We start from the raw sequence: 23,404 nt of genomic DNA, 5'->3' as shown, positions 1-23,404 counted from the left end.
GTACTGTTCACGCTGATCGTCTCGACCCTCACGTGGAGTGAAGATCGCGCCGACGGAAGCCGGCCAACCCTGCCAAGATTAACACCGCGGCGATGACGGCCATGATGAGCAGCGGGGCTATTTCGAGGTCTTCAGCCGGCAGCTCGGGAACGTGCCCGAACGGGGACAGATTGTGCGCCGACTGATCCACGCCGAACAGATCACCCAGGTACACGACCAGGAAACCGTAGACCGGGATTATCCAGGCCAAACCCAGTGCCCGCGGCACAAGTCCGTACAAGGCGACCGCCAATCCGACGGCCACCCAGATGGCCGGGATGAACACGGCGGCCGCGGCTACGGAGTCGCCGAGGTAACCAATATCACGTCCGTCGATCGCCGCCGCGATCCCGAATCCGAACCCGCCGATGACGATGACACCCGCGCTGCCCGCCAGCGCGACGGTCAAGTGGCTGGCCGCCCAGCGCGTTTGAGACACCGCGGTCGCCAGCACTGGTTCCGCGCGACCAGCGGTCTCCTCGGACCGCAGCCGCTGCACCGCGAGGATGGCCGGCACGGCCGCGAGCACGCCCAGCATGCCGATGAAGCTCACAATCCACCGGTCGGCGAAGCTCGCGCCTTCGAAAGCCCACATATCCTCCAAGGCACTGATCTGGTCGAACATCTCGTCCGCCGCGCTGATGAGCGCGCCGTAGAACGCACCGAACACGGCGAGGCCGACGGCCCACGCGATCACGCTGGACCGCTGCAGCCGCACGGCCAGCCCCAACGGGCTGGAGAGCAGCGGCGACGCGGTAGCGCTGCCGAGGCGGGGCGGGCGCAGCCCTGCCCCCACATCCCGCTTGTCGCTCAACCGCCCCGCGACCACGATCAGCACCGCGGCCAGCACGACGAGGAGCAGCAGCGGCCAGGCGCGCTGATCGTCGGAGAACGGCCTGGTCTCTCTAGCCCAGTGCAGCGGCGACAACCACGAGAGGAAGTTCTCCCCGACGTCGCCGACGCTGCGCACGGCGTAGGCGGCACCGAGCACGGCCAGCGCCATTCCGGACGCCCCCCGCGCGTACTCGGTGATCTGTGCCGTCACGGCCGCGACGGTGGCGAACACCACGCCGATCAGGCCCAGCCCCATGCCGTACAGGTACGCGCCGCCCATCGTGACGCCGTCGACTCCGGACGCGCCGACGCTCATCGAGACGAGCAGCCCGGCGACCAGGGCGGTCCCACAAACCACGATCAGTGCGGCCGTCGTCTGCGCGTGCCGGCCCAGCACGCTGGATCTGATCAGCTCCGCACGCCCGGCTTCCTCCTCGGCGCGGGTATGCCGGATGAACAGCAGCACACCCATGAGCGCGAAGATGACGCCCACGATCAAGAAGGTCACGTGGCCGAACATCAGCCCGTGGGTATACGGCTCATCCGGTGCGTAGTTGTTCCCCACCATGGCCACCATGGCCGGGAGGTCCGCCATGTCGGCGATGGTCTCCCGGTCGGACGCCTCGGGATAGTTCTGCTCGTAGCTGGACAGCGCGCCGGTCGTGTATGCCGTCAGGCCGAGGATCCACACCGGGATGCGGATCCGGTCACGGCGCAGCATGAACCGGATCATGGTTCCGGTGCCCACGAACGCATGACCACGCCCGGCAGGGATGGTCCTCGCCTCCGGCGTCATCGTCGCCGTGCTCATCAGTTCGCTCCCGGACCAGTGGCACCGTGAGGGTCGACGTGCGCGCTCTCGCCGTTGCCCAGTTCGTCTCCGTAGTGCCGCAGCATGAGCTCTTCCAGCGTCGGTGGGTGCGCCACCAGACTCCGCACGCCCAGTTGGCTGAGCTGCCGGACGGCGCCGTCGAGATGACTGCCGTCGACGGCGAAGGTGACCCGCCCGTCTTCCTGCCGGAAGTCGTGCACACCGTCCATCGACTCCAGCGCACCGGCGGCTTCGGAGATCTCGGCCTGCACCGTCGTCCGGGTCAGGTGGCGCATCTCCTCCAGGCTGCCCGACTGTACGACCTCGCCTTGGCGGATGATGCTGATGGTGTCGCAGAGCTTCTCCACCTGAGCCAGAATGTGGCTGGAAAGCAGCACAGTTGTCCCCTCGGCCTTCGCCTCGGCGATGAAGTCCTGGAAGACCGTCTCCATCAGCGGGTCCAGGCCGGCGGTGGGTTCATCCATGATGAGCAGTTCGACGTTCGACGCGAGCGCGGCCACGATCGCGACCTTCTGCCGGTTCCCCTTGGAGTACGTGCGGCCCTTCTTGGTGGGGTCCAGGTCGAAGCGTTCGATCAACCGCCGACGACGGTCCGGATCCAGGCCGCCACGCAGCCGGCCCAGCAGATCGATCGCCTCGCCACCGGTCAGGTTCGGCCACAGGTCGACGTCGCCGGGCACGTAGGCCAGCCGCCTGTGCAGGTGGACCGCGTCCCGCCACGGGTCGCCGCCGAGAAGGCTGGCCTCTCCCGAGTCCGCCTTGAGCAGCCCCAGCAGTATGCGGATCGTCGTTGACTTCCCGGCTCCGTTGGGGCCCAGGAAGCCGTGGATCTCTCCCTGCTCGACATGCAGGTTCAACCCGTTCAGGGCGCGCGTCTGGCCGAAGGTCTTCACCACGCCAGTCACATCGATCGCTGTCGTCATGAGGATCACGCTACATGCTTTTCACACTTTTGTGAAATGTCAGAACTACGGTATTCTCAACTCCTGAGACAATGAGAGATATACCGAAAACGGGGTGCGCACCAGCGCAAGGCCCCCGACGTTCGTGGCGACCCGTCGCACCACCGGCGGAACAGGTCCCGAACGTGCCGGAGAACTCGTTCCGTGGAGGAGGTTTCGCCTTGTCGACACACTCTCTAGACGCGACCACGGGCGCCTCCCACTCGGATGAGGCCGCCCACGAAGAGGCCGTGCTCAGATTCGTCGAGCAGTTCGCCCTCCTGCTGAACGAAGCGGGGTTGGGCCGCATGCCGTCACGCGTCTTCGCCTATGTCCTGGCGGACGATGCCGAGAGCTACACCGCCCGGGAGCTCGCGGACGGCCTGCGAGTCAGCCCGGCGGCCATCTCCGGGGCGGTGCGTACGCTCGTGCAAGCGGGACTGCTGGCTCGGGAACGCGCCCCCGGCGGACGCGTCGACCAATACCGCGTCTACGACGACGACGTGTGGGCCGCGATCTTGCGGCAGCGGATACCGTTCATGCGGCGCTGCGTCGAGATCCTCGAAGACGGCGTCGAGCTGGTCGGGGCGGATCGCGCCGGCGGACACCGTCTGCAGGAGACGCTGGAGTTCTACCGGTACTGGGAGAGCGAGGTGGAGCACTTTCTCCAGCGCTGGCAGGCACACCGGGAGCGCTGGCTGAAAGGTGACACGGCCGAATCGAACGATTCCCGCGAGCGGCGCGGGGCCTGATCGGCGTCGGCCGAGCGGATCGGGGCCCGGCTCACACGCCGCCAGAGACCAGCACTTTCTCCCGGACGACGAGGGCCTGGCGCTGACGCGCCAGCAGGACGATGCCACCAGCGGCGACCATGGCACCCACACCGGCCAGCACCGCCCCGGCGAGACCCGCCTGGAAGTGCTCGCCCAACAGACGAAGCCCGATCACAGCCGCGACGATGGGGTTGACGATCGTCAATGTGGCCAGCGGTGCGCCGATGCCGGCACGATAGGCGGCCTGAGCCAGCAGCAAGCCGCCGAACGCCAGCACGACCACCATGGCCGCCGCAGGGGTGAGCACCTCTTCCCACCCGGACCGCGACATGCGGATGGTGACCGTCTGCGCGAACGCGGACGCCACACCGAACGCGATACCGGCCGCCGCGGCGTGCAACAGACTACGCGGCACGAGCCGACGAGAGCGGGTCGCCACGAGGATGAGCACCGCCAGCGCGCCGACAGCCGCCAAGGTGACGCCCAGCACCTCTCCCGGAGCCAACGAATCGCGCTCGGTGTCCACCGGCGACAGCGCCAGCAGAACGCCCAGACCAGCCATCGTGAACCCCAGGCCGCACCATTCCGAGCGGGCCACTCGCCGGCCCGCAAGCACGGCCGACATCGACAGCGCCAGCACCAGTGTCAGCGCGCCGAGCGGCTGGACCACCGTGAGCGGCCCGAAGTGCAGCGCGGCTACGTGCAGCGCTGAGGCGACGCCGGTGAGTACGACGGCCCACCACCATCGGGCCCGCCACAGCATGCGCAAGGTGCCGAGCCGGCGCGCGACCTTGGCACGCCGATCACTTGCCATGCGCTCCTGGAAGACCGCCGCGACAGCATGGAAGAGCGCAGCGGCGACAGACAATCCCACCGCAAGCCCCCATGCGTTCACCTGAGCATCCTCGCATCATTCCGCGACAACGGGAACAAGAGTACTTGTGTTTAGAGTCTACATATTTTTCACAAATTCGTGAACGACCACGTCAGAGCTAACATGCGCGGCATACAGCGGCTCGATGCCGACTACCGCCGCCGACTGCACGCGGCCGGATCGATCCGGGCGACAGCCGCTGATCGGGCCAGAGGACAGGCGCTGATCAGGCCGGACGGGACGCGGATCGGAGCCAGAGTTCAACTGATCATTCCCCCACTCGTCCCTTGACTTAAATTCGCGCACTCGATGAGATGGTCTTCTCCGTATATGCGGCACATTGATGACAGTCGGCTGAGGAGACGGGGCCATGGACGACCGAACATCTCAGCATGACCCTCGCCACTCATGGCGGACCGGCCAGTCACCCCCAAGCCCCCTTGACGATGTCGACAGGGCCATTCTCGGTGAACTCCAGCAGGACGGCCGGGTGTCCGTGCGCACCTTGGCCGAACGGGTCCACGTGTCGCGCGCCAACGCCTACGCACGTATCAACCGGCTGCTCTCGGACGGCGTCATCACCGGCTTCAGCGCCGATGTCGACGCCGAACGCGCCGGCTTGGGGACAAGCGCCTTCGTTCTGCTCTCGATCCAGCAGAACACCTGGAGAGAGGTGGCCGAGGCGCTCGGCGAACTGCCGTTCGTCGAACACTACGCTCTGGTGGGCGGGGACTTCGATGTGCTCACGCTGGTCCGCACGCCCAACAACGCGGAACTCCGGCGGATCGTGCTGGAACGCATCCACGAGATCCCCGGCGTCCGCAGCACCCGCACCTGGCTGATCTTCGACGAACACCCGGGCAAGGGCCCGATCTGGACTACGGACTCCCCGCAGTAGGACACCACGGGACACCAGTAGGCTCGGCGCCATGACCAAGTGGGAATACGCAACCGCACCTGTACTGATCCACGCGACCAAGCAGATCCTCGACACCTGGGGCGAGGACGGCTGGGAACTCGTCCAGATCGTTCCGGGAGCGAACCCGGAGAACCTGGTGGCGTACTTCAAGCGTGAGAAGCCAGAATGAGCAGGCCGGACAATGCCGTCAGCGATAGGGAGTGACCAGGGTGAGCGACGTGGTGAGCCCGGAGAGTCGGCTGGCCGAGGCCGGCCTGGAGATCCCCACCGTAGCCGCGCCCGTCGCGGTATACGTCCCTGCCGTCCGCTCGGGTTCCTACGTCTACACCTCGGGCCAGCTGCCCCTGCGGGACGGAGACCTGATCCGCACCGGCAAGGTCGGAGCCGAGGTCAGCCCCGAGGAAGCGTACGAGTGCGCGCAGCAATGCATGCTCAACGCGCTGGCGGCCGTGCGGGCCGAGCTGGGTGACCTGTCCGCCGTCGCGCGCGTGGTCAAGGTCGTGGGCTTCGTCGCCTCGGCGCCGGGATTCACGGCACAGCCGCAGGTGATCAACGGAGCGAGCGAGCTGCTCGGCACCGCGTTCGGTGACGCCGGCCAGCATGCGCGCAGCGCGGTCGGCGTGGCCGTCCTGCCACTCGACGCGCCGGTCGAGGTCGAGCTCGTCGTCGAGGTCCGTTGACGCTGGCCCGAAGGCTTCCACAGGCGTCCGCACGACGGGCGCGGACGTTCGTCGCACAGCGGCTCGCGCCCGTGCCCGCCAGACCGGCGTCGTCGGTGCTCCTGATCCGTCCCGGCCAGGACGGCATCGAGGTCTACATCCAGCTGCGGCACGTGAGCATGGCGTTCGCGGGCGGGATGGTCGCCTTCCCCGGCGGTGGTGTCGGACCGGCGGACACGGCACCGCTGCCGGACGCGGCCGGCTGGGCGGCCCGGCTGGAAACCTCCGAGCCGGCCGCGACCGGGTTCGTCAACGCAGCACTGCGTGAGACGCACGAGGAGACCGGCGTCATCCTGGATGCCGAGGCGCTGAACCCGTGGGCGCACTGGATCACCCCGCGGTTCGAGGAGCGCCGGTTCGACACGTGGTTCTTCACCGCCACGGCCCCCGACGGTCAACAACCACGCGACGTCTCCGGCGAGGCCGCCACCACGGAGTGGATCACACCGGACGCCGCGATCGAGCGCGCGGAGCGCGGCGAGTGGGCCATGCTGCCGGTGACCTGGACCCTGTTGGAAGACCTGGCGCGGTGCGCGTCCGTCGAAGACGCGTGCGCGCCCCGCCGCGTCGAGACCGTGTTGCCGGGCTGGATCGACCAAGGCGACGCCGTGCTGGCGGTGCTGCCCGACGATCCACGCTACCCAGGAGACGACCCCGGAGAGCACCATGATCATGAACACTAACCGTTCACATGGCACGGTTACTGTTCATGATCATGGGAGGAGGGCCGTGTGATGGTTCCGGAGTGGTGTCACGTCGTCCGGGCGGACAATCCAGGGCCGATGACGCTCGACGGCACGAACACCTACGTCCTTGCCACCGATGCCGGCAACGTCGTCATCGATCCCGGTCCGCTGATCGACGCCCACCTCACGGCGATACTCGGCTACGGCCCCGTGATCCTCACCGTCCTCACCCACCACCATCTCGACCACTCCGAGAGCGCCGCCCGGTTCCATGAGCTCACCGGCGCCCCCGTGCGGGCACGCGACCCGAAGCTGTGTATCGCCGGCGCCCCGCTCGACGCCCACGACGCCGCCCTCGACGTCCCCGGCTCCGGAGCGCCCGCGCTGGAACTGCGGGTGTTGCACACGCCCGGCCACACGGCCGACTCGATCTGCCTCGAACTCACCGGCCCAGCGCCTTCGGCCGATCAACCAGACGAGACGCACGAGCCAAGCACATTGCAGCGGCCATGGCGCGGCCTCATCGCCGGCGATACAGTGCTCGGCCGCGGCACCACCGTCGTGATGCACCCGGACGGCCGGCTCGGCGACTACCTGGCCTCCCTGGAGCTGCTCCGCACCCGGCTCGACCACGCCTGGACGTTGCTCCCCGCCCACGGCCCGGTCCGCACCGATGCGGCCGCCGTCATCACGCAGTACCTCGAGCATCGCCGGGCCCGCCTCGACGAGGTGCGAGCCGCACTGGCCTCCGGAGCGACGACGCCGCGGGAGGTGGTCGAGATCGTCTACGCCGACGTTGACCGCTCGGTGTGGCCCGCCGCCGAGCGCACGGTCGCCGCGGCCCTGGAGTACCTCGCCTCGCTCAGGTGACCACAGAAAGTGGCTCGCTCACGTGGCCACAGATGGCAGGTCGCTCAGGTGACCACAGGAGGTGGGGAGGGGGAGGATCCCGTCCAGGGTAGGCTCGGGCATCGGCGTGGGAGGAGCCCCCGGGGTCCCCCGCGAAGTATCCGAGCGCTAGCGAGGAACTTCGTGGGGTGGGGCCGACGACCTCGCCGCGGGCGAGGACGGGATCCTCCCCCTCCCCACCGCTTGCTGAAGCCCTCGGTTCGGACGCACCCGCAGACCAGCGAGGACCCGTCAGCACGACCGTTACCGCAGGCTGTCCTCCAAGTCGAGCTGCCAGTCGAACCATCCGTTCTGCACCAACCAGCTCAGCAGCTCCTTATCCAGGCCGGTACCGATCGCCACACCGATGACGATGAACAGCACGCCCATGGTGCGCTTGAGCCAACCCTCCGGGTTCACGCCCCAGCCGAGCTTGGCGATCACCTGGCGGCCTCCCAGGACCACCACGAGCATCATCGACGCCAACCCCACCAGGAACGCGACCAGGTACACCACACCCTCGACCGGCTCCGCCGGAAGAACCCCGGCGACGATCACCGCGTAGGTCGGGCTGCACGCGCTGAACACCGGCCCCAGGCTGGCGCCCAGCACGACGTCCCCGGCCGCGCTCTGCCGGCCCGCGCCGTACCGGGCACCCCGATTGCCCAGCTCGGCCAGCCGCAGTCGCGCCGACACCGCGTCCCACATCCCGGGGAACAACGTGACGAGCCCGAACAGCACCAGCACCGCCCCGGCAAACGCCTGCCAGACCTGCTGATCCACCCCTATGAGCAGCGTCGTCGCCTTGAGCAGGATGGAGAACGCGAAGATCGACGCACACAACCCGACGATCACCAGACCGACGTTCCGGGCCCGGCTCTCCGCTCCCACGGAGCGCCCGATCAGGATCGGCAACAATCCGACCACGCATGGCGCGAGTACCGACAACCCGCCCGCGACGAGGGCGACAGCGGCGAAGGGCACCGGCTCAGCCCAGCTCGTTCAGGATGGTGTCGACCGAGCGGTCCTGCTCGTACCCCACCCACGTCCCGAGCTGCTCGCCGTTCTCGTCCACCCGGACGAAGGTGGTCTGGATCGTCACGTCGTAACGCTGCTTCAGCTCCGATTCGGAGTCATAGTCCACCTTGAGGATCTGCACGCCGTCCGGGATCGGTCCCGCCTCGATCGACTCTTCGAACGCCCGGCACTCGGGACACCAGGAAGCGTGGAAGAACAGGATCGTGGTGTCGAATCCCGCGTCGGCCACGGCGTCCTCGCTGTACTCGCGGTAGGTCCCGGCTGCGAGCTCGGCCTGGCCGGAATCGTCGCCTTCTTGGTCGGACACGTCGGCGTCGTCGTCCATCTCGTCATCGCCGGCGTCGTCGTCCATCTGGTCGTCGGTGGCGTCGTCGGACGTGGACTCGTCCTCCATCTCGTCGGAGTCGCTCGTCTCCTCCGCGTCCTCCATAGGTTCCGGCGACGACTCCTGGGACGCCACAGCACCGCTGTCATCGCCGGCCGGTGCCGCGTCGTCGTCACCACATGCCGTCAACGCCATTCCGGATACGAGCGCCACCGCGGTCAGCGCACGCCGCACACGCATATCGGTCTTGATGATCTGAATCATGGCTGAGACTGTACGGCCACCCGGGAGACCCGAGGCTTACGATTCGCTGACGTCTGCTCCTCAGCGTGCCGCGGGTTCCTGTTCCACACCGAGCGACGACGTCTCGTCATGGCGGCGACGGCCGGCGAGGATCAGCAGGGCGGCCCCGATGCTCGCGGCCACGATCGATCCGCCGAGAACGCCGACCTTCGCGTCGTCTGCCGGCAAGGTCCCGTCGCCGAACGCCAGCCCGGTGATGAACAACGACACGGTGAAGCCCACCCCGGCGACCATCGCCAGACCGACCATGGTGGTCCACGACGTCCCGGTCGGCAGCCGGCCCCAGCCAAGACGGACGGCGAGCCACGACGTGACCGTGACACCCACCGTCTTGCCCACCACAAGACCGGTGGCCACTCCGAGCGTGATCGGTGACCCCAGCGCCTCGCCGAGCACCCCGCCGCCCAGGTCGATGCCCGCGTTCGCGAGCGCGAAGATCGGCAGCACCACGTAGCTGCTCCAGGGATGCAGCGCGCGTTCCAGCCGCTCCGACATCGAGATCGACTCGTTCAGCAGGAAGCGGTATCGGCGTACCTCGCTCGGGTCGAGTTCGTCCGGCAGGGACTGGCGTGCGTACTCCTTCGCCTGAGCCTGATCGAGCAGCGGCTTCGCCGGGGTGAGCAGTCCCAGGATCACACCCGCGATGGTGGCGTGCACCCCGGACTGGAAGGTCGCGAGCCACACGAACATCCCGAGGGTGATGTACACGTACGGTGACCACACCCGGATCCGGCGCAATCCGATGATGATCAGAATGCCGGCCAATGCGAGCCCGAGCCAGATGAACGAGATCGACTCGGTGTAGAAGACCGCGATCACCGTGATCGCACCGATGTCGTCGACGATGGCCAGCGTGAGCAGGAACACCCGCGCGGCGGACGGGATGCGCCGGCCGAGCACGGCCAGCACCCCCAGCGCGAACGCGATGTCGGTGGCCATCGGGATGCCCCACCCGTCGGCCCCGTCACCTCCGGCGTTGAAGGCGATGTAGATCGCGGCCGGAACCACCATGCCACCGAAGGCGGCCATGATCGGCACCGCGGCCGAGCGCGGGTCGCGCAGTTCGCCGCAGGCCATCTCGTACTTGATCTCCAGGCCCACGACGAAGAAGAACAGCGCCATGAGGGCGTCGTTCACCCAATGGCGCAGGTCCTCGGTGAGTTCGTACTCGCCGATCCGTAACGTGAACTCGGTCGTCCAGAACGACTCGTAGGTGTCCGACCAGGGCGAGTTGGCCCAGAACAGGGCGATCAGCGCGGCGGCCAGCAGAATGATGCCGCCGGCGGCCTCCACCCGGAGGAACGCCGCCACCGGACGCCCGACGAACCGGGCAAGCTTGCGGTCACTGGCCATCCAGATGGGACCCGCCCGCCAGATGCCTGACTTCCCGGGGTTGCCGGACTGTTCAGCGCCTTCGGTGTCTGGTGGCCCCGATTCGTGGCGGTCTCCGTCCGCCATGCCCCACGGAGCGCGAGGTTCGCTCACAGTGTCCGATCAGCGCGCACGGCGCCGGATGCGCTCCACGTCGAGGAGAACGACGGAGCGCTGCTCGAGCCGGATCCAGCCACGGCCCACGAAGTCGGCCAGTGCCTTGTTGACGGTCTCCCGCGAGGCGCCGACCAGCTGGGCCAGCTCTTCCTGGGTGAGGTCGTGCGAAACCCGGATGCCTTCGTCGGACGGCACGCCGAACCGATTGGAGAGATCGAGCAACCGCTTGGCCACCCGGCCCGGAACGTCCGAGAAGACCAGGTCGGCCAGCGTGTCATTGGAGGTGCGCAGCCGTGACGCCAGCTGGAGGAGCAGGCCGCGGGCAACCTCGGGACGGCCGGTCAGCAGCGGCACGAGATCAGCGTGCCCGAGCGCGAGCAGCGACGTCTCCGTCACGGCGGTGGCGGTGGCTGAGCGTGGACCGGGATCGAACAGGGATAACTCCCCGAACATCTGCCCCGGGCCGAGCAGGGCGAGAAGGTTCTCCCGTCCGTCCTGCGCCGTGCGCCCCAGCTTGATCTTGCCCTCGGTGACGACGTACACGCGGTCTCCGTCGTCGCCCTCACGGAACAGCACCTCGCCCCGATCGAGATGGACCTCGATCATCGAGGCGCGCAGCGCCGCCGCGGCCTCGTCGTTGAGCTCCCGGAACAGCGGTGCGCTCCGCAGTGCCTCGTCAACCACCACCTGGCTCCTTCTACTCTGACCGTCCGGCATCAGGGGGTTGCCCTGCACGTTGGTCGCCCACATGCCCGGTACGCTGCGTGTGCCCCAGCGCACGGACACGTGTTTCGTCTCACGTTGTGTCGACACCTATTGTGCCTGGCCACCATCATGACGCATTATTCGCCCCCATGCGCGACGTCTTCACCGGACGCCGTGCGGATTCCACGGATGTCGGCGGCGGAACATAAGGTGAGCGTGTGCCCTCGGTCAACACTGAGTCCCGGCTGGCGCTGGTGCGCCGCGCCCGCAAGATCAACCGTGAACTCGCCGTCATGTTCCCGGACGCCCACTGCGAGCTCGACTTCACCTCGCCGTTCGAGCTGCTCATCGCGACGGTGCTGTCCGCTCAGACCACCGACGTGCGGGTCAACTCAGTGACGCCTGCGTTGTTCGCCGCCTATCCCTCCGCCGCCGACCTCGCCTCCGCGGATCCCGCTCACGTCGAGGAACTGATCCAGCCCACCGGCTTCTTCCGCGCCAAGACCAAGTCGATCATCGGGCTCTCCCAGGCGCTCGCCGAGCGCTTCGGCGGCGAGGTCCCCGGCAAGCTCGACGATCTGGTCACGTTGCCCGGCGTGGGACGCAAGACCGCCAACGTCGTCCTCGGTAACGCCTTCGACGTTCCCGGGCTGACCATCGACACGCATTTCAACCGCCTGTCCCGACGGTGGGGATGGACCCAGAGCACCGATCCGGATCAGATCGAGACCGACGTCGCGGCTCTCTTTCCGAAGAAGGAATGGACCATCCTCTCGCACCGCGTCATCTGGCACGGCCGGCGTTACTGCCATGCGCGACGGCCGGCGTGCGGAGTGTGCCCGCTCGCTCAGCTGTGCCCGTCGTTCGGCGAAGGTCCCACCGACCCCACCGCGGCGGCCAAACTGGTCCGGGATGGTCCTCGGTCATGACCATTCCCGCTTGGCTGAAGCCGATCGTTCAGGTCGCTGAGGACAAGACCGAATGGCCGCCCACATTGGCTCCACCGGAGGACGGTTCCGCTCGGGCCTCCGCCGTATTGATGCTCTTCGGAGAGACCGACGGCGTCCCCGACGTGCTACTCACCGAACGCTCGTGGGGGTTGAGCAGCCACGCCGGCCAGGTGGCCTTCCCCGGTGGCACCATCGATCCCGACGACGACGGGCCGATCGGCGCCGCCCTACGCGAAGGCGTCGAGGAGACCGGGCTGGACCCCTCGGGCGTGCAGATTCTGAACACGTTGCCCACGTTGTGGATCTCGGTGACCAACTACGCGGTGACCCCGGTGCTCGCGTGGTGGAAGCAGCCGTCACCGGTGCGAGCGGTCGATCCCGGGGAGGTCGCGTCGGTGCACCGGGTACCCCTCGACGACCTGCTCGATCCGGCCAACCGGATGCAGGTCCGACACCCTAGTGGGTCGGTCGGCCCGGCCTTCCGCGTCGGAGACCTGCTCGTCTGGGGTTTCACCGCAGGCGTTTTGTCGCGATTGTTCGAAGTGGCCGAAATGGAGCGACCGTGGGATCGTACCCGGGTGACATCTTTGCCCCAAGACGCCTTCCGATCGCCGAGGAGGGCTTGAGCTCGTGATCTTCGGTCTGAATGTGGTCGACTTCATCATCATCGCCCTGGCGATCGTCGTCGGCTTCACCGGATGGACCCATGGCTTCGTCGTCGGACTGCTGTCCTTCGCCGGATTCGTGGGCGGCGCGGCGGCGGGTCTCCTCTTGGTCCCCCTCGTGCTCGGCGGCCTGGAGCCCGGCCTCGGTGTCTCCATCCTCGCGGCACTGCTCATCCTCGGTGTGGCGTCGATAGGTCAAGGTCTCCTCGCCTGGGCGGGCGGCTGGGTGCGATCGAAGGTCTCATCCCAGCCGGTGCGCCGCGTGGATGCGGCCGGCGGAGCGTTGCTCGCCGTCGCCGGTCTGCTGCTCGCCGCGTGGGCGTGCGGATTCGCCATCTCCTCCGCGGCCATACCGTATGCGTCGAAGTCCATCCGCGAGTCCGCGATCCTCGGCGCGGTGGACGAGGCCGTCCCGGTGTCGCCGGAGCGGGTGCGTAACGCGTTCGAGGACGTGGTGGTCGCCGGCGGCTTCCCGGACGTCGTCGTGCCCTGGCAGCCGGAGCCGATCGACGAGGTCGACCCGCCGTCCGGGAATCTGCACCGGGACGAGGACGTCCGACGCGCGACCGCGAGCGTCATCAAGATCACCGGACGGGCACAAGAATGCTCCCGTGTCCTGGAGGGCACGGGTTTCGTCATCGCGCCCGAACGCGTGATGACGAACGCACACGTGGTTGCCGGAGTCGCCGAGCCGGTCGTCAGCTTCGCGGACGGCGATCCGCTCGCCGCCCAGGTCGTCCAGTTCGACCCGGACACCGACGTGGCGGTGCTCGCCGTTCCCGATCTGCCGCACGACCCGTTGAACTTCGCCGAGAATGAACCGGTCGCCGGCGACGACGGGGTCGTCATCGGCTATCCGGAAGGCAACCCGTTGACGACCTCCTCGGTACGTGTCCGCGGACAGTACGAGCTCCGTGGCCACGACATCTACGGCACGGACCAGGTGGAACGGAGCGTCGTCGCGCTCCGCGGCAGCGTGCGTCCGGGCAACTCCGGCGGTCCGGTCGTCAACCTCTGGGGCAACGTGACCGGCGTCATCTTCGCCGCGTCGCTGACGGACCCGAACACGGGTTACGCGCTCCACCTCGACGAGGTACGGGAGATGGCGGAAGCGGCGCCGGACGCCACCGAGCCGGTCTCGACGGGCAGCTGCGCCTGATCAAGCCGCAGCCTGCGGCGAGGACGATCCACCCGTCCCTGCTGTAGCAGTAAGGCTCCGGTGGGGAGGATGAATCCCAGTCTCGCCCGCGGCGAGGTCGTCGCCTAGCGGCTCCTCCCACGCCGATGCCCGCGCCTACCCTGACTGGGATTCATCCTCCCCACCTTGGCGTTTGGGCCTGCGCGGCGGACGGTTCGCCCGCTCCGCGGCGGCGGGCTAGATAGTGGCGAGCCAGTCGAGGAGGATGTCGGTGACGACGTCGGGGGACTCTTCATGGGGGAAGTGGCCGACGCCGGCGAGGTGATGCCAGTGATGACGGCCGGAGACCTGGTGCCGGGACGAGGCGACCAGCGATGACGAGTACTGCGGATCGGCGCCGCCGTGGATCTGCAGAACCGGCGCGGTGATCGGCTGGCGTTCCAGGCGACGGGCGAATCGTCGTCCGTCGGATCGGAACAGTGAGCGGACAGCCCACCGCTGGTACTCCAATGCGCAATGCGACGCGGGCCAGATGCTGAACGCCTCCCGATACCGGGCTGCCGTATCGGCGTCCGGGAACGGGCTCGATGGCGCGGCCCAGTTCCGCAGCAGATACTCGACCCGTACGCCGTCCGCGGCGACAAGGCGACGCTCGGGGATGAACGGGAACTGCGAGGCAAGCAGGGATCCGTGCCGGGTGATCCCGCCGCGAAGCAAGTGGCGGCGGAGGATCAACGGGTGCGGCATGGAGAGGGCGGCGAGGCCGCGGACGTGAGCAGGCCGGAACGACGCCGCCGTCCAGGCCCCGTAGGCGCCCCAATCGTGCGCGACCAGCACGGCTTGCCGTTCACCGATGGACTGGATCACCCCGGTGATGTCGGCGGCGAACGTCATCGGGTCGTAGCCACGCGGGGGTTTGTCGCTGCCGCCGTACCCACGCAGGTCCATCGCGACCACCCGCCAGCCGGCTTCGGCGACCCTGGACAGCTGGTGCCGCCATGCCCACCAGAACTCCGGGAAGCCGTGCAGGAACAGCACCAGCGGACCGTCACCGAGCTCGGCGACGTGGAACTGCGCCCCGTTCGCCGCGATCCGCCGATGACTCCAGGGTCCGGGTACCTCCACCACATCGTGGAGCAATGCGGGCGCGGTCACGACGCCGAGGTGGCGCGCAGCGCTTGTACTGCTTGACGCGCCGCCACCTTGGCCCGTGCGGGGCCGGTGATGGAGGAGAACCGCGACTTCGCCCACAGCCCCAGCAGGCCGGCCACAATCAGGTAGAACGCCGCAACGATCAAGAACGCCCAGCCGGGGCCGAGCCCGAGCGCCGAGACGCCGTAGGCGAGCGCGACCGACAGCAACACGACCGCCAGCACGACCAGGAAGCCGGCGGCCGCCACGAGCGCGCCGCCCATCCCCGCCGACTTGACGTCCTCTCGGATCTCCGCCTTCGCCAGGTCGATCTCATCCTTGATCAGGCCGGTGAGATCTTCCCTGACCGCGGAGACGAGCTGTCCGACGGACGCCTGGGATGCCTCGTCGACACTCTCCCCGCCGCTGATACTCGGCCCGGTCGTCATGCCTTCTCCCATTGCAGCTCAGACATCGGATACATGGCGAAGATTCGCCCAGGCACGACTGTACCCTTAGCGCGCCGGGTTAGCCGGAGATAACGTCGTCCAGCCGTGCCGCCGTCACTGTCCCGATTCGGAGTCGGAGACCGTCGATCGCGAGCCGTGCTCACCGGACTCCGCCTCCAGCTCGCCCTCGTCCTGGTACACGTCCGGGATGCCGTCCAGGTTGCTGTCGCGCGTCTCCTCCTCGTGGATGGTGCGATATGCGCGGTTGCGGGCGCCGAGCACGAACGTCGCCAGCACGGCCGAGATCAACGAGCCGAGCAGCACGGCCATCTTGACCATGTCCGTGACCTCCTCGTCGCCGCGGAACGCCAGCTCGCCGATCAGCAACGAGACCGTGAATCCGATGCCGGCGAGCAGCCCGAGACCGAAGATGTCGCTCCAGGCCAACCGGTCACTCAGCTGCGCCTTGGAGAACTTGGCGGCCAGATAGGTGCCGAGGAAGATGCCGACGCCTTTACCCACGACCAAGCCGAACGTGACACCCAACGGGAGCGCCTCGGTGAAGGCCTCGCGCAACGACTCGCCGGATATGGTGACGCCCGCGGCGAAGAACGCGTAGATCGGCACACAGATCACGGCCGAATACGGCCGCACCTGGTGCTCGACTCGTTCGGCCGGCGCCTCCCGCTCTCCTTCGCGGTGATGCGCTCTGGTCAGCAGGCCGAATGCCACGCCGACCACGGTCGCATGCACGCCGCTCTCGTGCATCAACGCCCATGCGACCACACCCATCGGGACGTAGATCCACCACCCGCCGAGGTCCCGCCGCTGGAGCAGGTAATAAACGACGAGGATGGCCGCCGCGCCGGCCAGCGGCAAGAACTCCAGGCCGGAGGTGAACGCCACCGCGATGATGGTGATGGCCAGCAGATCGTCGACGACGGCCAACGTGAGCAGGAATGCCCGCAGCGCCGCCGGCAGCCTGGAGCCGATGACCGCGAGTACGGCGAGCGCGAACGCGATGTCCGTCGCGGTCGGCACGGCCCAGCCGCGCATGTCGCCGTCACCGATCGTGTTGAACAGGGTGAACACGAGAATCGGCCCGACCATGCCGCAGATGGCTGCGATGATCGGCAACGCAGCCGCCGCCGGCCTGCGCAGGCTCCCGACGATCAGCTCGCGCTTGAGTTCCAGACCGACGACGAAGAAGAAGATGGCGAGCAGCCCATCCGCCGCCCAGTGCGCCAGATCGAGGTCGAGATGGATCGCCGACGGCCCGATGGTCGTCTCCGACAACGTCGTATAGGAACCGGATGCGACGTTCGCCCACACCAAGGCCAGGACGGCGGCCCCGAGCATCAGGAACCCGCCCGTGGTCTCATTCCTCATGATGGACGCCAAGTAGCGCGCCTCCGGCCACGGTATCCGACCGAACAAGCGGGAGGAGGCAGGGCGATTCACAGGGATACCACCTTAGGTCTTGGAACGGGCATCACGGACAGACTCAACGCCGACCAGACTTCCCGGCACACCCGTGGCTGATTCTACGCGAACGGTAGCGATCTTCGTTCTAGCGCATGAACGCTGCCACGTGTTCCCAACGGGGATCGTGGGACGTGGCGATCGACGTCTTGCCCCGGCTCCATCCCCCGAGTACGGGCCTGATCGCCTCCGCGTCGATCTCCAGGCCGTCGACGTAGAAATGCGCCACGACCTGCCCTCCACCAGTGACATGTCCCACATGGACGATCCGCGGGCCCTCGCCACCCCAGGCGTCGACGATCTGCCCCTCCAGCTCCTCGATGTCGGTGGAGATGGTGGGATCCGCCGGCATGCCGTTCCCGGCGGCGTCGTACCCGAGAACGACGGCGACGTGCGTGTCGGCGAGCGGATGCGAGTGCCGGCCGACGGACCGGCGGATGATGGCGAACACCGGGCCGCGGGGCCCTCGGCCTTCCATCGCCGCCCACTCGCCGCTCCCGGCCGAGGAGAGTTGATCGACCACGTCGCTGAGCGAGGCCATCGGGATGGCGTCGATCGGCCGGTCCACGGCGACATCGACCGAGCCGATCCAGCGTTCGACGTCCGTCTCACCGAGCGCCGCATCCAGCCCGACGAAACCGACGTGCAGCCGGTGGTCGTGATCGACCAGGGTGAACAGGGGATGGTGCACGACCACGTCGACCTTGCCCGACGAGGTGTCCACCCGCGCGCCGACCTCCAGCTCGCTCATGTCGAAGTCATAATCGTCGACCTTGAGCGTCGAGCCGAACACGGACGGATCGCGCTTCCGCGTGGAGAGGAACTCGACCTCGGGGTCGTCCGGCGCCGCCATCATCCATCGTTCGGCGACCCCGCGCAGTTCTGGTTCGCCCGCACTGGAGAGGACCAGCGCGAACCGCTTGCTGCCGCTGCCGCCGATCTGCCAGCTCAGCCGCTCGTCCAGCGCCGCCACCAGCGGCTGGAGCATCCTGAGCGCGTCGTCGCTACGATCCTCCTCGACCGCCTTGACGACGTCCCCGCGGTTCGCGGCCCACCAGGACCAGAAGTCGGCGATGGCCGGGCGCGGATCGACCGCACGGGCGGTCCTGCGTCGAAATAGGCCCATGAGAGCCAGCTTCTCACGGCAGCGGGCGTGGCTTCTACGTCGGCCGGTGTCCGTGTAGTGCGCTGTCCAGGGTCATGTGCACCTGGTAGCGGTCGGCCCGGTACCAGGACGTCACGTGTTCCATCGGCCGCCCGGAGGCGTACGACGTCTTCCGGAATACGAGCAACGGCGCAGCCGGCGGCACCCGGAGCAGACGAGCGCGCAGCGGATCGGCGCCTTCGGCCCAGACGGTCTGCGCGGCCGAGTCCAGAACCCGCCCGTAATCGTGCGCGAGGATGGAGTAGATCGAGCTCATCAGGTCGCGTTCCAGCAGGTCCGGGAGGGGCGCGGCGGGAAGCCAGGACACTTCGTGCGCCATCGGCGCGCCGTCGGCGGAACGCAGCCGCTCGATCCGGAACGCCCGGTCGGTGACGTCCAGGCCGAGGGCGGCACGCGCCGGCGGCGGCGCCACCGTCTCGTCCGCGCCGAGCACCACGGTCGACGGCTTATGTCCACGACGCCGCATGTCTTCGGTGAACGAGGCCAGGTGCATCTGGGACTCGACCTTCGGAGCAGCGACGAACGTCCCCTTGCCACGGACGCGATACAGGCGCCCTTCCGATACCAGCCGGCCCACCGCTTCGCGGACCGTCGCCCGGCTGACGCCGAAACGCTGCACCAGCTCGCGCTCGGACGGAATCGGAGCGTCCGGGACGAGTTCCCCCTCGACCATGGCCAGCAGGATGTCTCGCAGCTGGCGATGCTTGGGCACCGGACCATCGACGACGTTCACCGCACCGTTCCTCCTAGAGCCCATGTCCTCAGCTCCGAACAGGCTCTTACCCGGAACCTGAACCAGTGGTCTGTACTGGTTCTGACAACCTGGTGCCCCTTACGATGATGCGTGAGGAGTAGCGATGTCAAGGTCTCCGCCTGGACAATGTGGGATCAACCTGCCGAGAGGAAGCACGTGACCGAGTCCACGACCACGATGGCGCGTGAGATCGCCGAGCAGCCGGCGGCCCTGGCGCGGACGATCGAATCCCTCCGGCCCGAACGGACGGCGCTACGCAAGCTGGCCGCCGACCGACGGATGGTGCTCTTCGTCGCCCGCGGATCATCGGACAACGCCGCCATCTACGGCCGCTATCTGCTCGAGGTGCATGCCGGCATCGCCAGCGGCTTGGCCGCGCCGAGCGTGGCCACGCACTACCACGCACAGCTCGACCTGTCCGAGGCGTTGGTGGTCTGTGTCTCACAGTCCGGCGAGACCCAGGAGATCGTCGAGACCCAAGCATGGGCCGCCGAACGCGGCGCGCGTACGGTCGCGGTCACCAACGACGGCGGCAGCTCGCTGGCCGGTGCCGCGGACGTCGCTCTGGTCACCCAGGCCGGTACCGAGATCGCCGTTCCGGCCACCAAGTCCTACACCGCGCAGCTGGCGGCGATGGCGGTGCTGGCCGGGGCGCTGGCACCGGAACCTGAGGCGCTGGACCGCGATCTGGACCAGGTACCGGACGAGGTGGAGCGACTGATCACGCAGCGCGCCGGCGTGGAGGATGCAGCGGAGCAGCTGGCCTCGACCGCCGAAGCTCTGGTCAGTGGGCGCGGCATCGTGTTCGGCACCGCGCTGGAGGCCGCGCTGAAGATCGAGGAGACCTGCCTACGGCCGGTGCGCGGCCTTTCCTACGCCGACCTCCGGCACGGCCCGATCGCGGTGGTGGATGCCGAACACGTCGCGCTGCTGCTGTCCGCGGCCGACGGCCCGATGGTGTCCGGTATGACCGATCTCGCGCACGACCTTGATAACCGCGGTGCGGCCTCGGTCATCGGCATCGGCGGGGACGACGGCTTCGCCGACGCCGTGGACGTGCATGTGGCGGGCCCGGCGCTGCCGGAGCTCATCGCCCCGCTGGCGCTCATCGTGCCGGCGCAGCTGATCGTCGAGACGCTGGCGCGCCGACTGGGACTCAACCCGGACGCGCCGCGCGGCCTGAACAAGGTCACCCAGACCGACCCCTCCGATGATCATGAACACTAACCGTGCCATGTGAACGGTTAGTGTTCATGATCATGGTTCGGCGTGCTGGACGATCCACGTGTGCATCGCGATCGCGGCGGCCGCACCCGCGTTGATCGAGCGCGTGGAGCCGAACTGAGCGATCGACAGGCAGACGTCGACGTGCTTCCGAGCCGCCTCGGAGAGTCCCGGCCCCTCCTGTCCGAACAACAGCACACAGGCACGCGGTAGCCGGTAGGTCTCCAGCGGCACCGATCCGGGCAGGTTGTCGATGCCCAGCACGGGCAGGTCGCGGGTGTGCGCCCACGTCGCCAGTTCCGCCAGGTCGGGGTGGTGTCGGACGTGCTGATACCGGTCGGTCACCATCGCACCCCGCCGGTTCCACCGTCGCCGCCCGACGATATGCACCTCGGCCGCGAGAAACGCGTTGGCCGTCCGGACTACCGATCCGATGTTGAAGTCGTGCTGCCAGTTCTCGATCGCGACGTGGAACGGGTGCCGCCGCCGATCCAGATCCTCGACGATCGCCTCGTGCCGCCAGTAGCGGTACTCATCGACGACGTTGCGCCGGTCACCGTGCTCGAGCAGCTCGGGATCAAGCCGCGGATCGTCGGGCCAGGGCCCTGCCCACGGCCCCACGCCCAGGCTCAGGTTCTCGTCACCGTTCTGGTCCTCCGGATCCCGGCGCTCCGGGCCACTCTGCTCCACGACAGACCACCGTAGCGCCAGCGGAGCCATATGCTTCCTTGGTGCTGTCCGGCCTCGGCCGCAAGGAGGCATGGTGCTGTCGTGGTGGCAGCAAGGAAGCTTGGTGTCGCCGCCGAGCAGTGGGAGCAACGCATACGTGGTGCGGAAGGCTACACCCGCTCGCCGTCTGGGGCGGCTGCCGCACGAACCACACGCAACGCCTCGTCCCGGCTCGGTAACTCCCCGGAACTCACCACGACGCCGTCGACGATGATCGCCGCATACGCGGGGGCACGGATCGCGGCGCGCAAGGCACTCCACCAGCCGATGCCACGTCGCCGGAGATCCCGGACGAGCACCGGCAGCAGGAAGGAGTGATTGCGCGGGTCGACGATCTCCACCTCCGCGTCGGCGGGCAGGCCGTCGCGCAACGCCCGGTATACCTCAGCCAGCGGCGCCCAACCGGTCCGCTCGATATTGCGGGTCCCACCGCGCGGCGGGTGGTGCTCCGGCTCGATGCACAGGCCCTTCGCCGATCCGCCGCTGCAGCATCCCGCACCGACCCCGTCGGACATGTCCCATGGCCGGATCAGCAGAACCCTCACTGCCCGTCCTCCCGCGGGCGCTGCTCTGTCTCGGCGACCGCCTGGCCCGTACCGCCGTCGCTGTCCGCGTCACCGATCGGCGTGGCGGCACGACGCTCGGCCACGGTCCGGCGCATCGCGCCGATCGCCTCGACGATCAGCCAGACGGCGAGGACGAAGATGATCGCGTCCAGCGGCGCCAGCACCCACTCGCCCTCGTCGATGAACTCGAAGAACTGGATGAACAACGCCCAGCTGGTCATGATCAGCAAGAACGCGAGCGGGATGACGGCCGCCAGCGGGTTGCGGCGGTTCCGCGTCACCCACACCGCGATCACAGCCAGTGCCAGGCCGGCGGTGAGCTGGTTGGTGGTGCCGAACAGCCGCCACAGCGTGCCGAACGTGTACCCCGCGTCACCGTCGCCCGGCACGAGAGCCAGGGCCAACGGGACGACGACCGCGACAAGCCCGGCCAGAGTCAGACTGCGGGCCAGCCTCGTCCAGCCCAGCATCGTGGAGATCTCCTGCACGATGTACCGCTGCAGTCGGATACCGGTGTCCATCGTCGTCGCCGCGAAAGACACCACCACCACCGCAGCGAACACGGTGGCCAGCTGGAACTCCACCCCGAGGTTGTTCGCGAACTGCGCGATCCCGTTGACGAAGTTGCCGGTGGCCCCACCCGAGGCGTCGGCGTGCGTGGCGTAGAGCTCGTCCCACTCCACACGCGTGGCGGCCACGCCCGCGCTCACCGCCAGCACCGACGCCAGTGCCAGGCTTCCTTCGCCGAGCGCCCCGAGGTACCCGACGTGCCGGGCGTCGCGCTCGTTGGCGAGCTGTTTCGACGTCGTACCGGATGATACGAGGGAGTGGAAACCCGAGATCGCCCCGCACGCGATCGTGATGAACAGGAACGGGAAGATGCTCGGCGAGCCATCCGGGACGTCGTTCAGCGCGGGCGCCACCATGGTGTCCCACCCGACCAGCACGCCCACGAAGGTGACCGCCAACGCGATGAACAACTGGTGCGAGTTGATGTAGTCGCGCGGCTGCAGCAACAGCCACACCGGCAGCCGGGACGCGATGAACGTGTACACGAACATGATCACGACCCACAGGTCGCGGGTCTGGCCGAAGCCGAGCGCGTCGGCGAGGCCGTCGATCTCGATCGGGACCTCGCTGCCGACCCAGATCAGGAAATACAGCAGGATGACGCCGACGATCGACGGCACCAGCGCCGGACTGCGCGTGCGATAGATGTACTGCCCGATGGCGATGGCCAGCGGGATCTCGACGAAGATCGGGATCACCGCGCCCGGATTCGCCACGAACAGGTTCCCGATGACGACCGCGAAGACGGCATTTACCAGGGTCAGCAAGAAGAAGATCACGCACAGGAAGAGCACCCTGGATCGCTTGCTGATCACATCGGCGGTCAGAGTGCCGATGTTGCGCGCCTTGTGCCGGACCGAGACGACCAGCGCACCGAAGTCGTGCACCCCGGCAGCGAAGATGGTTCCGAGCACGATCCAGGCGAGCGCCGGACCCCAGCCCCAGAACACCGCGATAGCCGGGCCGACGATCGGTGCCGCACCGGCGATCGAGGTGAAATGGTGCCCGAAGAGCACGTGTTTGTTGGTCGGGACGAAGTCCACCCCGTCGGCGAACTCGTGCGCGGGGGTGGTGCGTTCCGGATCGAGGGCGTATACCTTGTCCGCCAGGTACCTCGAGTAATAGATGAACCCGAGTGCGAACAGTGCGAAGACCGCGACGGCGACGACGACGGCGGGCATCAGTCCTCCTTGACTGGCCTCGGCCTCCCCCAATGA

25 protein-coding genes are annotated in these 23,404 nt (G+C 68.1%); 10 read left to right on the top strand and 15 right to left on the bottom strand.

All coding sequences use genetic code 11. The features are described from left to right. Positions 1–28: 28 nt before the first annotated feature. Together G1H10_RS03480 and G1H10_RS03475 are read right to left on the bottom strand one after the other, a co-directional pair. Positions 29–1,684, bottom strand: coding sequence for an ABC transporter permease (locus G1H10_RS03480; protein WP_163732719.1), 1,656 nt, complete (start codon positions 1,682–1,684; stop codon positions 29–31). Next, entirely contained in the window at positions 1,684–2,628 is a 945-nt protein-coding gene (locus G1H10_RS03475) for an ABC transporter ATP-binding protein (protein ID WP_163732716.1), read from the bottom strand. Before G1H10_RS03475 ends, G1H10_RS03480 begins: the two co-directional genes overlap by 1 nt. Positions 2,629–2,828: 200 nt before the next feature. Here G1H10_RS03475 and G1H10_RS03470 point away from each other — a divergent pair, with 200 nt between their 5' ends. Continuing rightward, positions 2,829–3,398, top strand: coding sequence for a GbsR/MarR family transcriptional regulator (locus G1H10_RS03470; protein WP_216852865.1), 570 nt, complete (start codon positions 2,829–2,831; stop codon positions 3,396–3,398). A gap of 31 nt (positions 3,399–3,429) precedes the next feature. Here the strand turns inward: G1H10_RS03470 and G1H10_RS03465 are convergent, their stop codons facing one another. Then, positions 3,430–4,314 (bottom strand): DMT family transporter, encoded by an 885-nt coding sequence (locus G1H10_RS03465; RefSeq protein WP_163732713.1) that lies wholly within the window; start codon positions 4,312–4,314, stop codon positions 3,430–3,432. A 349-nt stretch (positions 4,315–4,663) separates the two neighbouring features. Here G1H10_RS03465 and G1H10_RS03460 point away from each other — a divergent pair, with 349 nt between their 5' ends. From G1H10_RS03460 to G1H10_RS03440, 5 genes are all read left to right on the top strand, one after another. Further along, the gene (locus G1H10_RS03460) at positions 4,664–5,191 is read left to right on the top strand and encodes an Lrp/AsnC family transcriptional regulator (protein WP_163732711.1); all 528 of its coding nucleotides are present in this window, start codon (positions 4,664–4,666) and stop codon (positions 5,189–5,191) included. Positions 5,192–5,222: 31 nt separating this feature from the next. Beyond that, complete coding sequence (gene sp36 / locus G1H10_RS03455; RefSeq protein ID WP_129666855.1) at positions 5,223–5,381, top strand: Sp36 family protein; 159 nt, start codon at positions 5,223–5,225, stop codon at positions 5,379–5,381. Positions 5,382–5,430: 49 nt separating this feature from the next. Then, on the top strand, positions 5,431–5,892 hold the full coding sequence (locus G1H10_RS03450; RefSeq protein WP_163733323.1) for a RidA family protein: 462 nt from the start codon (positions 5,431–5,433) through the stop codon (positions 5,890–5,892). Between the two features lie 71 nt (positions 5,893–5,963). After that, positions 5,964–6,614, top strand: a complete 651-nt coding sequence (locus G1H10_RS03445) for an NUDIX hydrolase (RefSeq protein WP_163732708.1) — start codon at positions 5,964–5,966, stop codon at positions 6,612–6,614. 51 nt (positions 6,615–6,665) lie between these two features. Next, entirely contained in the window at positions 6,666–7,487 is an 822-nt protein-coding gene (locus G1H10_RS03440; RefSeq protein WP_163733320.1) for an MBL fold metallo-hydrolase, read from the top strand. 282 nt (positions 7,488–7,769) lie between these two features. On the opposite strand, the gene G1H10_RS03435 is transcribed toward G1H10_RS03440, so the two are convergent. The 4 genes from G1H10_RS03435 to G1H10_RS03420 are packed head-to-tail and all read right to left on the bottom strand — an operon-like array spanning position 7,770 to position 11,376. Beyond that, positions 7,770–8,489: a cytochrome c biogenesis CcdA family protein gene (locus tag G1H10_RS03435; RefSeq protein ID WP_163732706.1), complete on the bottom strand. Its 720-nt coding sequence runs from the start codon at positions 8,487–8,489 to the stop codon at positions 7,770–7,772. A 4-nt stretch (positions 8,490–8,493) separates the two neighbouring features. Beyond that, positions 8,494–9,132, bottom strand: a complete 639-nt coding sequence (locus G1H10_RS03430; protein ID WP_163732703.1) for a thioredoxin family protein — start codon at positions 9,130–9,132, stop codon at positions 8,494–8,496. A 60-nt stretch (positions 9,133–9,192) separates the two neighbouring features. Continuing rightward, positions 9,193–10,656, bottom strand: coding sequence for a Na+/H+ antiporter NhaA (gene nhaA / locus G1H10_RS03425; protein WP_216852861.1), 1,464 nt, complete (start codon positions 10,654–10,656; stop codon positions 9,193–9,195). 9 nt (positions 10,657–10,665) lie between these two features. After that, on the bottom strand, positions 10,666–11,376 hold the full coding sequence (locus G1H10_RS03420; protein WP_163733315.1) for a Crp/Fnr family transcriptional regulator: 711 nt from the start codon (positions 11,374–11,376) through the stop codon (positions 10,666–10,668). Between the two features lie 206 nt (positions 11,377–11,582). Here G1H10_RS03420 and nth point away from each other — a divergent pair, with 206 nt between their 5' ends. Genes nth through G1H10_RS03405 form a run of 3 tightly spaced genes read left to right on the top strand, consistent with a single transcriptional unit; the run spans position 11,583 to position 14,138 of the window. Continuing rightward, positions 11,583–12,293 carry an endonuclease III gene (nth, locus tag G1H10_RS03415; RefSeq protein ID WP_216852860.1) on the top strand — a complete coding sequence of 237 codons (711 nt, stop codon included), beginning with the start codon at positions 11,583–11,585 and terminating at the stop codon, positions 12,291–12,293. Beyond that, entirely contained in the window at positions 12,290–12,940 is a 651-nt protein-coding gene (locus tag G1H10_RS03410; protein WP_163732700.1) for an NUDIX hydrolase, read from the top strand. The genes nth and G1H10_RS03410 overlap by 4 nt, the downstream gene beginning before the upstream one ends. Positions 12,941–12,944: 4 nt before the next feature. Continuing rightward, complete coding sequence (locus tag G1H10_RS03405) at positions 12,945–14,138, top strand: MarP family serine protease (RefSeq protein ID WP_163732698.1); 1,194 nt, start codon at positions 12,945–12,947, stop codon at positions 14,136–14,138. 216 nt (positions 14,139–14,354) lie between these two features. On the opposite strand, the gene G1H10_RS03400 is transcribed toward G1H10_RS03405, so the two are convergent. The 5 genes from G1H10_RS03400 to G1H10_RS03380 all read right to left on the bottom strand — a co-directional run bounded on the left by G1H10_RS03400 (position 14,355) and on the right by G1H10_RS03380 (position 19,101). Beyond that, complete coding sequence (locus G1H10_RS03400) at positions 14,355–15,272, bottom strand: alpha/beta fold hydrolase (protein WP_216852859.1); 918 nt, start codon at positions 15,270–15,272, stop codon at positions 14,355–14,357. Continuing rightward, on the bottom strand, positions 15,269–15,697 hold the full coding sequence (locus tag G1H10_RS03395) for a phage holin family protein (protein ID WP_163732695.1): 429 nt from the start codon (positions 15,695–15,697) through the stop codon (positions 15,269–15,271). Before G1H10_RS03395 ends, G1H10_RS03400 begins: the two co-directional genes overlap by 4 nt. Positions 15,698–15,811: 114 nt before the next feature. Next, complete coding sequence (gene nhaA, locus G1H10_RS03390; RefSeq protein WP_216852858.1) at positions 15,812–17,086, bottom strand: Na+/H+ antiporter NhaA; 1,275 nt, start codon at positions 17,084–17,086, stop codon at positions 15,812–15,814. Between the two features lie 181 nt (positions 17,087–17,267). Then, the gene (locus G1H10_RS03385; protein ID WP_163732689.1) at positions 17,268–18,305 is read right to left on the bottom strand and encodes a hypothetical protein; all 1,038 of its coding nucleotides are present in this window, start codon (positions 18,303–18,305) and stop codon (positions 17,268–17,270) included. Positions 18,306–18,339: 34 nt separating this feature from the next. Continuing rightward, entirely contained in the window at positions 18,340–19,101 is a 762-nt protein-coding gene (locus tag G1H10_RS03380; protein WP_163732686.1) for a GntR family transcriptional regulator, read from the bottom strand. A 174-nt stretch (positions 19,102–19,275) separates the two neighbouring features. On the opposite strand from G1H10_RS03380, the gene G1H10_RS03375 reads away from it, so the two are divergent. After that, positions 19,276–20,325 (top strand): SIS domain-containing protein, encoded by a 1,050-nt coding sequence (locus tag G1H10_RS03375; RefSeq protein ID WP_163733307.1) that lies wholly within the window; start codon positions 19,276–19,278, stop codon positions 20,323–20,325. Positions 20,326–20,355: 30 nt separating this feature from the next. On the opposite strand, the gene G1H10_RS03370 is transcribed toward G1H10_RS03375, so the two are convergent. From G1H10_RS03370 to G1H10_RS03360, 3 genes are all read right to left on the bottom strand, one after another. Then, the gene (locus G1H10_RS03370) at positions 20,356–21,042 is read right to left on the bottom strand and encodes a TrmH family RNA methyltransferase (RefSeq protein WP_163732683.1); all 687 of its coding nucleotides are present in this window, start codon (positions 21,040–21,042) and stop codon (positions 20,356–20,358) included. 119 nt (positions 21,043–21,161) lie between these two features. Beyond that, complete coding sequence (locus G1H10_RS03365) at positions 21,162–21,596, bottom strand: hypothetical protein (RefSeq protein ID WP_163732680.1); 435 nt, start codon at positions 21,594–21,596, stop codon at positions 21,162–21,164. Continuing rightward, positions 21,593–23,368 carry a carbon starvation CstA family protein gene (locus G1H10_RS03360; RefSeq protein WP_163732675.1) on the bottom strand — a complete coding sequence of 592 codons (1,776 nt, stop codon included), beginning with the start codon at positions 23,366–23,368 and terminating at the stop codon, positions 21,593–21,595. Before G1H10_RS03360 ends, G1H10_RS03365 begins: the two co-directional genes overlap by 4 nt. Positions 23,369–23,404: the final 36 nt, after the last annotated feature.

It is taken from the genome of Phytoactinopolyspora halotolerans (assembly GCF_010550675.1).
Lineage (GTDB): Bacteria > Actinomycetota > Actinomycetes > Jiangellales > Jiangellaceae > Phytoactinopolyspora > Phytoactinopolyspora halotolerans.
This window is presented reverse-complemented; position numbering and strand designations above follow the sequence as displayed.

Excerpts from the sequence above, each read along its gene's own strand:
- G1H10_RS03480 (WP_163732719.1), bottom strand. The coding sequence starts at position 1,684 with ATGAGCACGGCGACGATGACGCCGGAGGCGAGGACCATCCCTGCCGGG.
- G1H10_RS03475 (WP_163732716.1), bottom strand. The coding sequence starts at position 2,628 with ATGACGACAGCGATCGATGTGACTGGCGTGGTGAAGACCTTCGGCCAG.
- G1H10_RS03460 (WP_163732711.1), top strand. The coding sequence starts at position 4,664 with ATGGACGACCGAACATCTCAGCATGACCCTCGCCACTCATGGCGGACC.
- sp36 (WP_129666855.1), top strand. The coding sequence starts at position 5,223 with ATGACCAAGTGGGAATACGCAACCGCACCTGTACTGATCCACGCGACC.
- G1H10_RS03440 (WP_163733320.1), top strand. The coding sequence starts at position 6,666 with ATGGTTCCGGAGTGGTGTCACGTCGTCCGGGCGGACAATCCAGGGCCG.
- G1H10_RS03430 (WP_163732703.1), bottom strand. The coding sequence starts at position 9,132 with ATGATTCAGATCATCAAGACCGATATGCGTGTGCGGCGTGCGCTGACC.
- G1H10_RS03420 (WP_163733315.1), bottom strand. The coding sequence starts at position 11,376 with ATGCCGGACGGTCAGAGTAGAAGGAGCCAGGTGGTGGTTGACGAGGCA.
- G1H10_RS03410 (WP_163732700.1), top strand. The coding sequence starts at position 12,290 with ATGACCATTCCCGCTTGGCTGAAGCCGATCGTTCAGGTCGCTGAGGAC.
- G1H10_RS03395 (WP_163732695.1), bottom strand. The coding sequence starts at position 15,697 with ATGACGACCGGGCCGAGTATCAGCGGCGGGGAGAGTGTCGACGAGGCA.
- nhaA (WP_216852858.1), bottom strand. The coding sequence starts at position 17,086 with ATGAGGAATGAGACCACGGGCGGGTTCCTGATGCTCGGGGCCGCCGTC.
- G1H10_RS03385 (WP_163732689.1), bottom strand. The coding sequence starts at position 18,305 with ATGGGCCTATTTCGACGCAGGACCGCCCGTGCGGTCGATCCGCGCCCG.
- G1H10_RS03380 (WP_163732686.1), bottom strand. The coding sequence starts at position 19,101 with ATGGGCTCTAGGAGGAACGGTGCGGTGAACGTCGTCGATGGTCCGGTG.
- G1H10_RS03375 (WP_163733307.1), top strand. The coding sequence starts at position 19,276 with ATGGCGCGTGAGATCGCCGAGCAGCCGGCGGCCCTGGCGCGGACGATC.
- G1H10_RS03370 (WP_163732683.1), bottom strand. The coding sequence starts at position 21,042 with ATGGCTCCGCTGGCGCTACGGTGGTCTGTCGTGGAGCAGAGTGGCCCG.
- G1H10_RS03360 (WP_163732675.1), bottom strand. The coding sequence starts at position 23,368 with ATGCCCGCCGTCGTCGTCGCCGTCGCGGTCTTCGCACTGTTCGCACTC.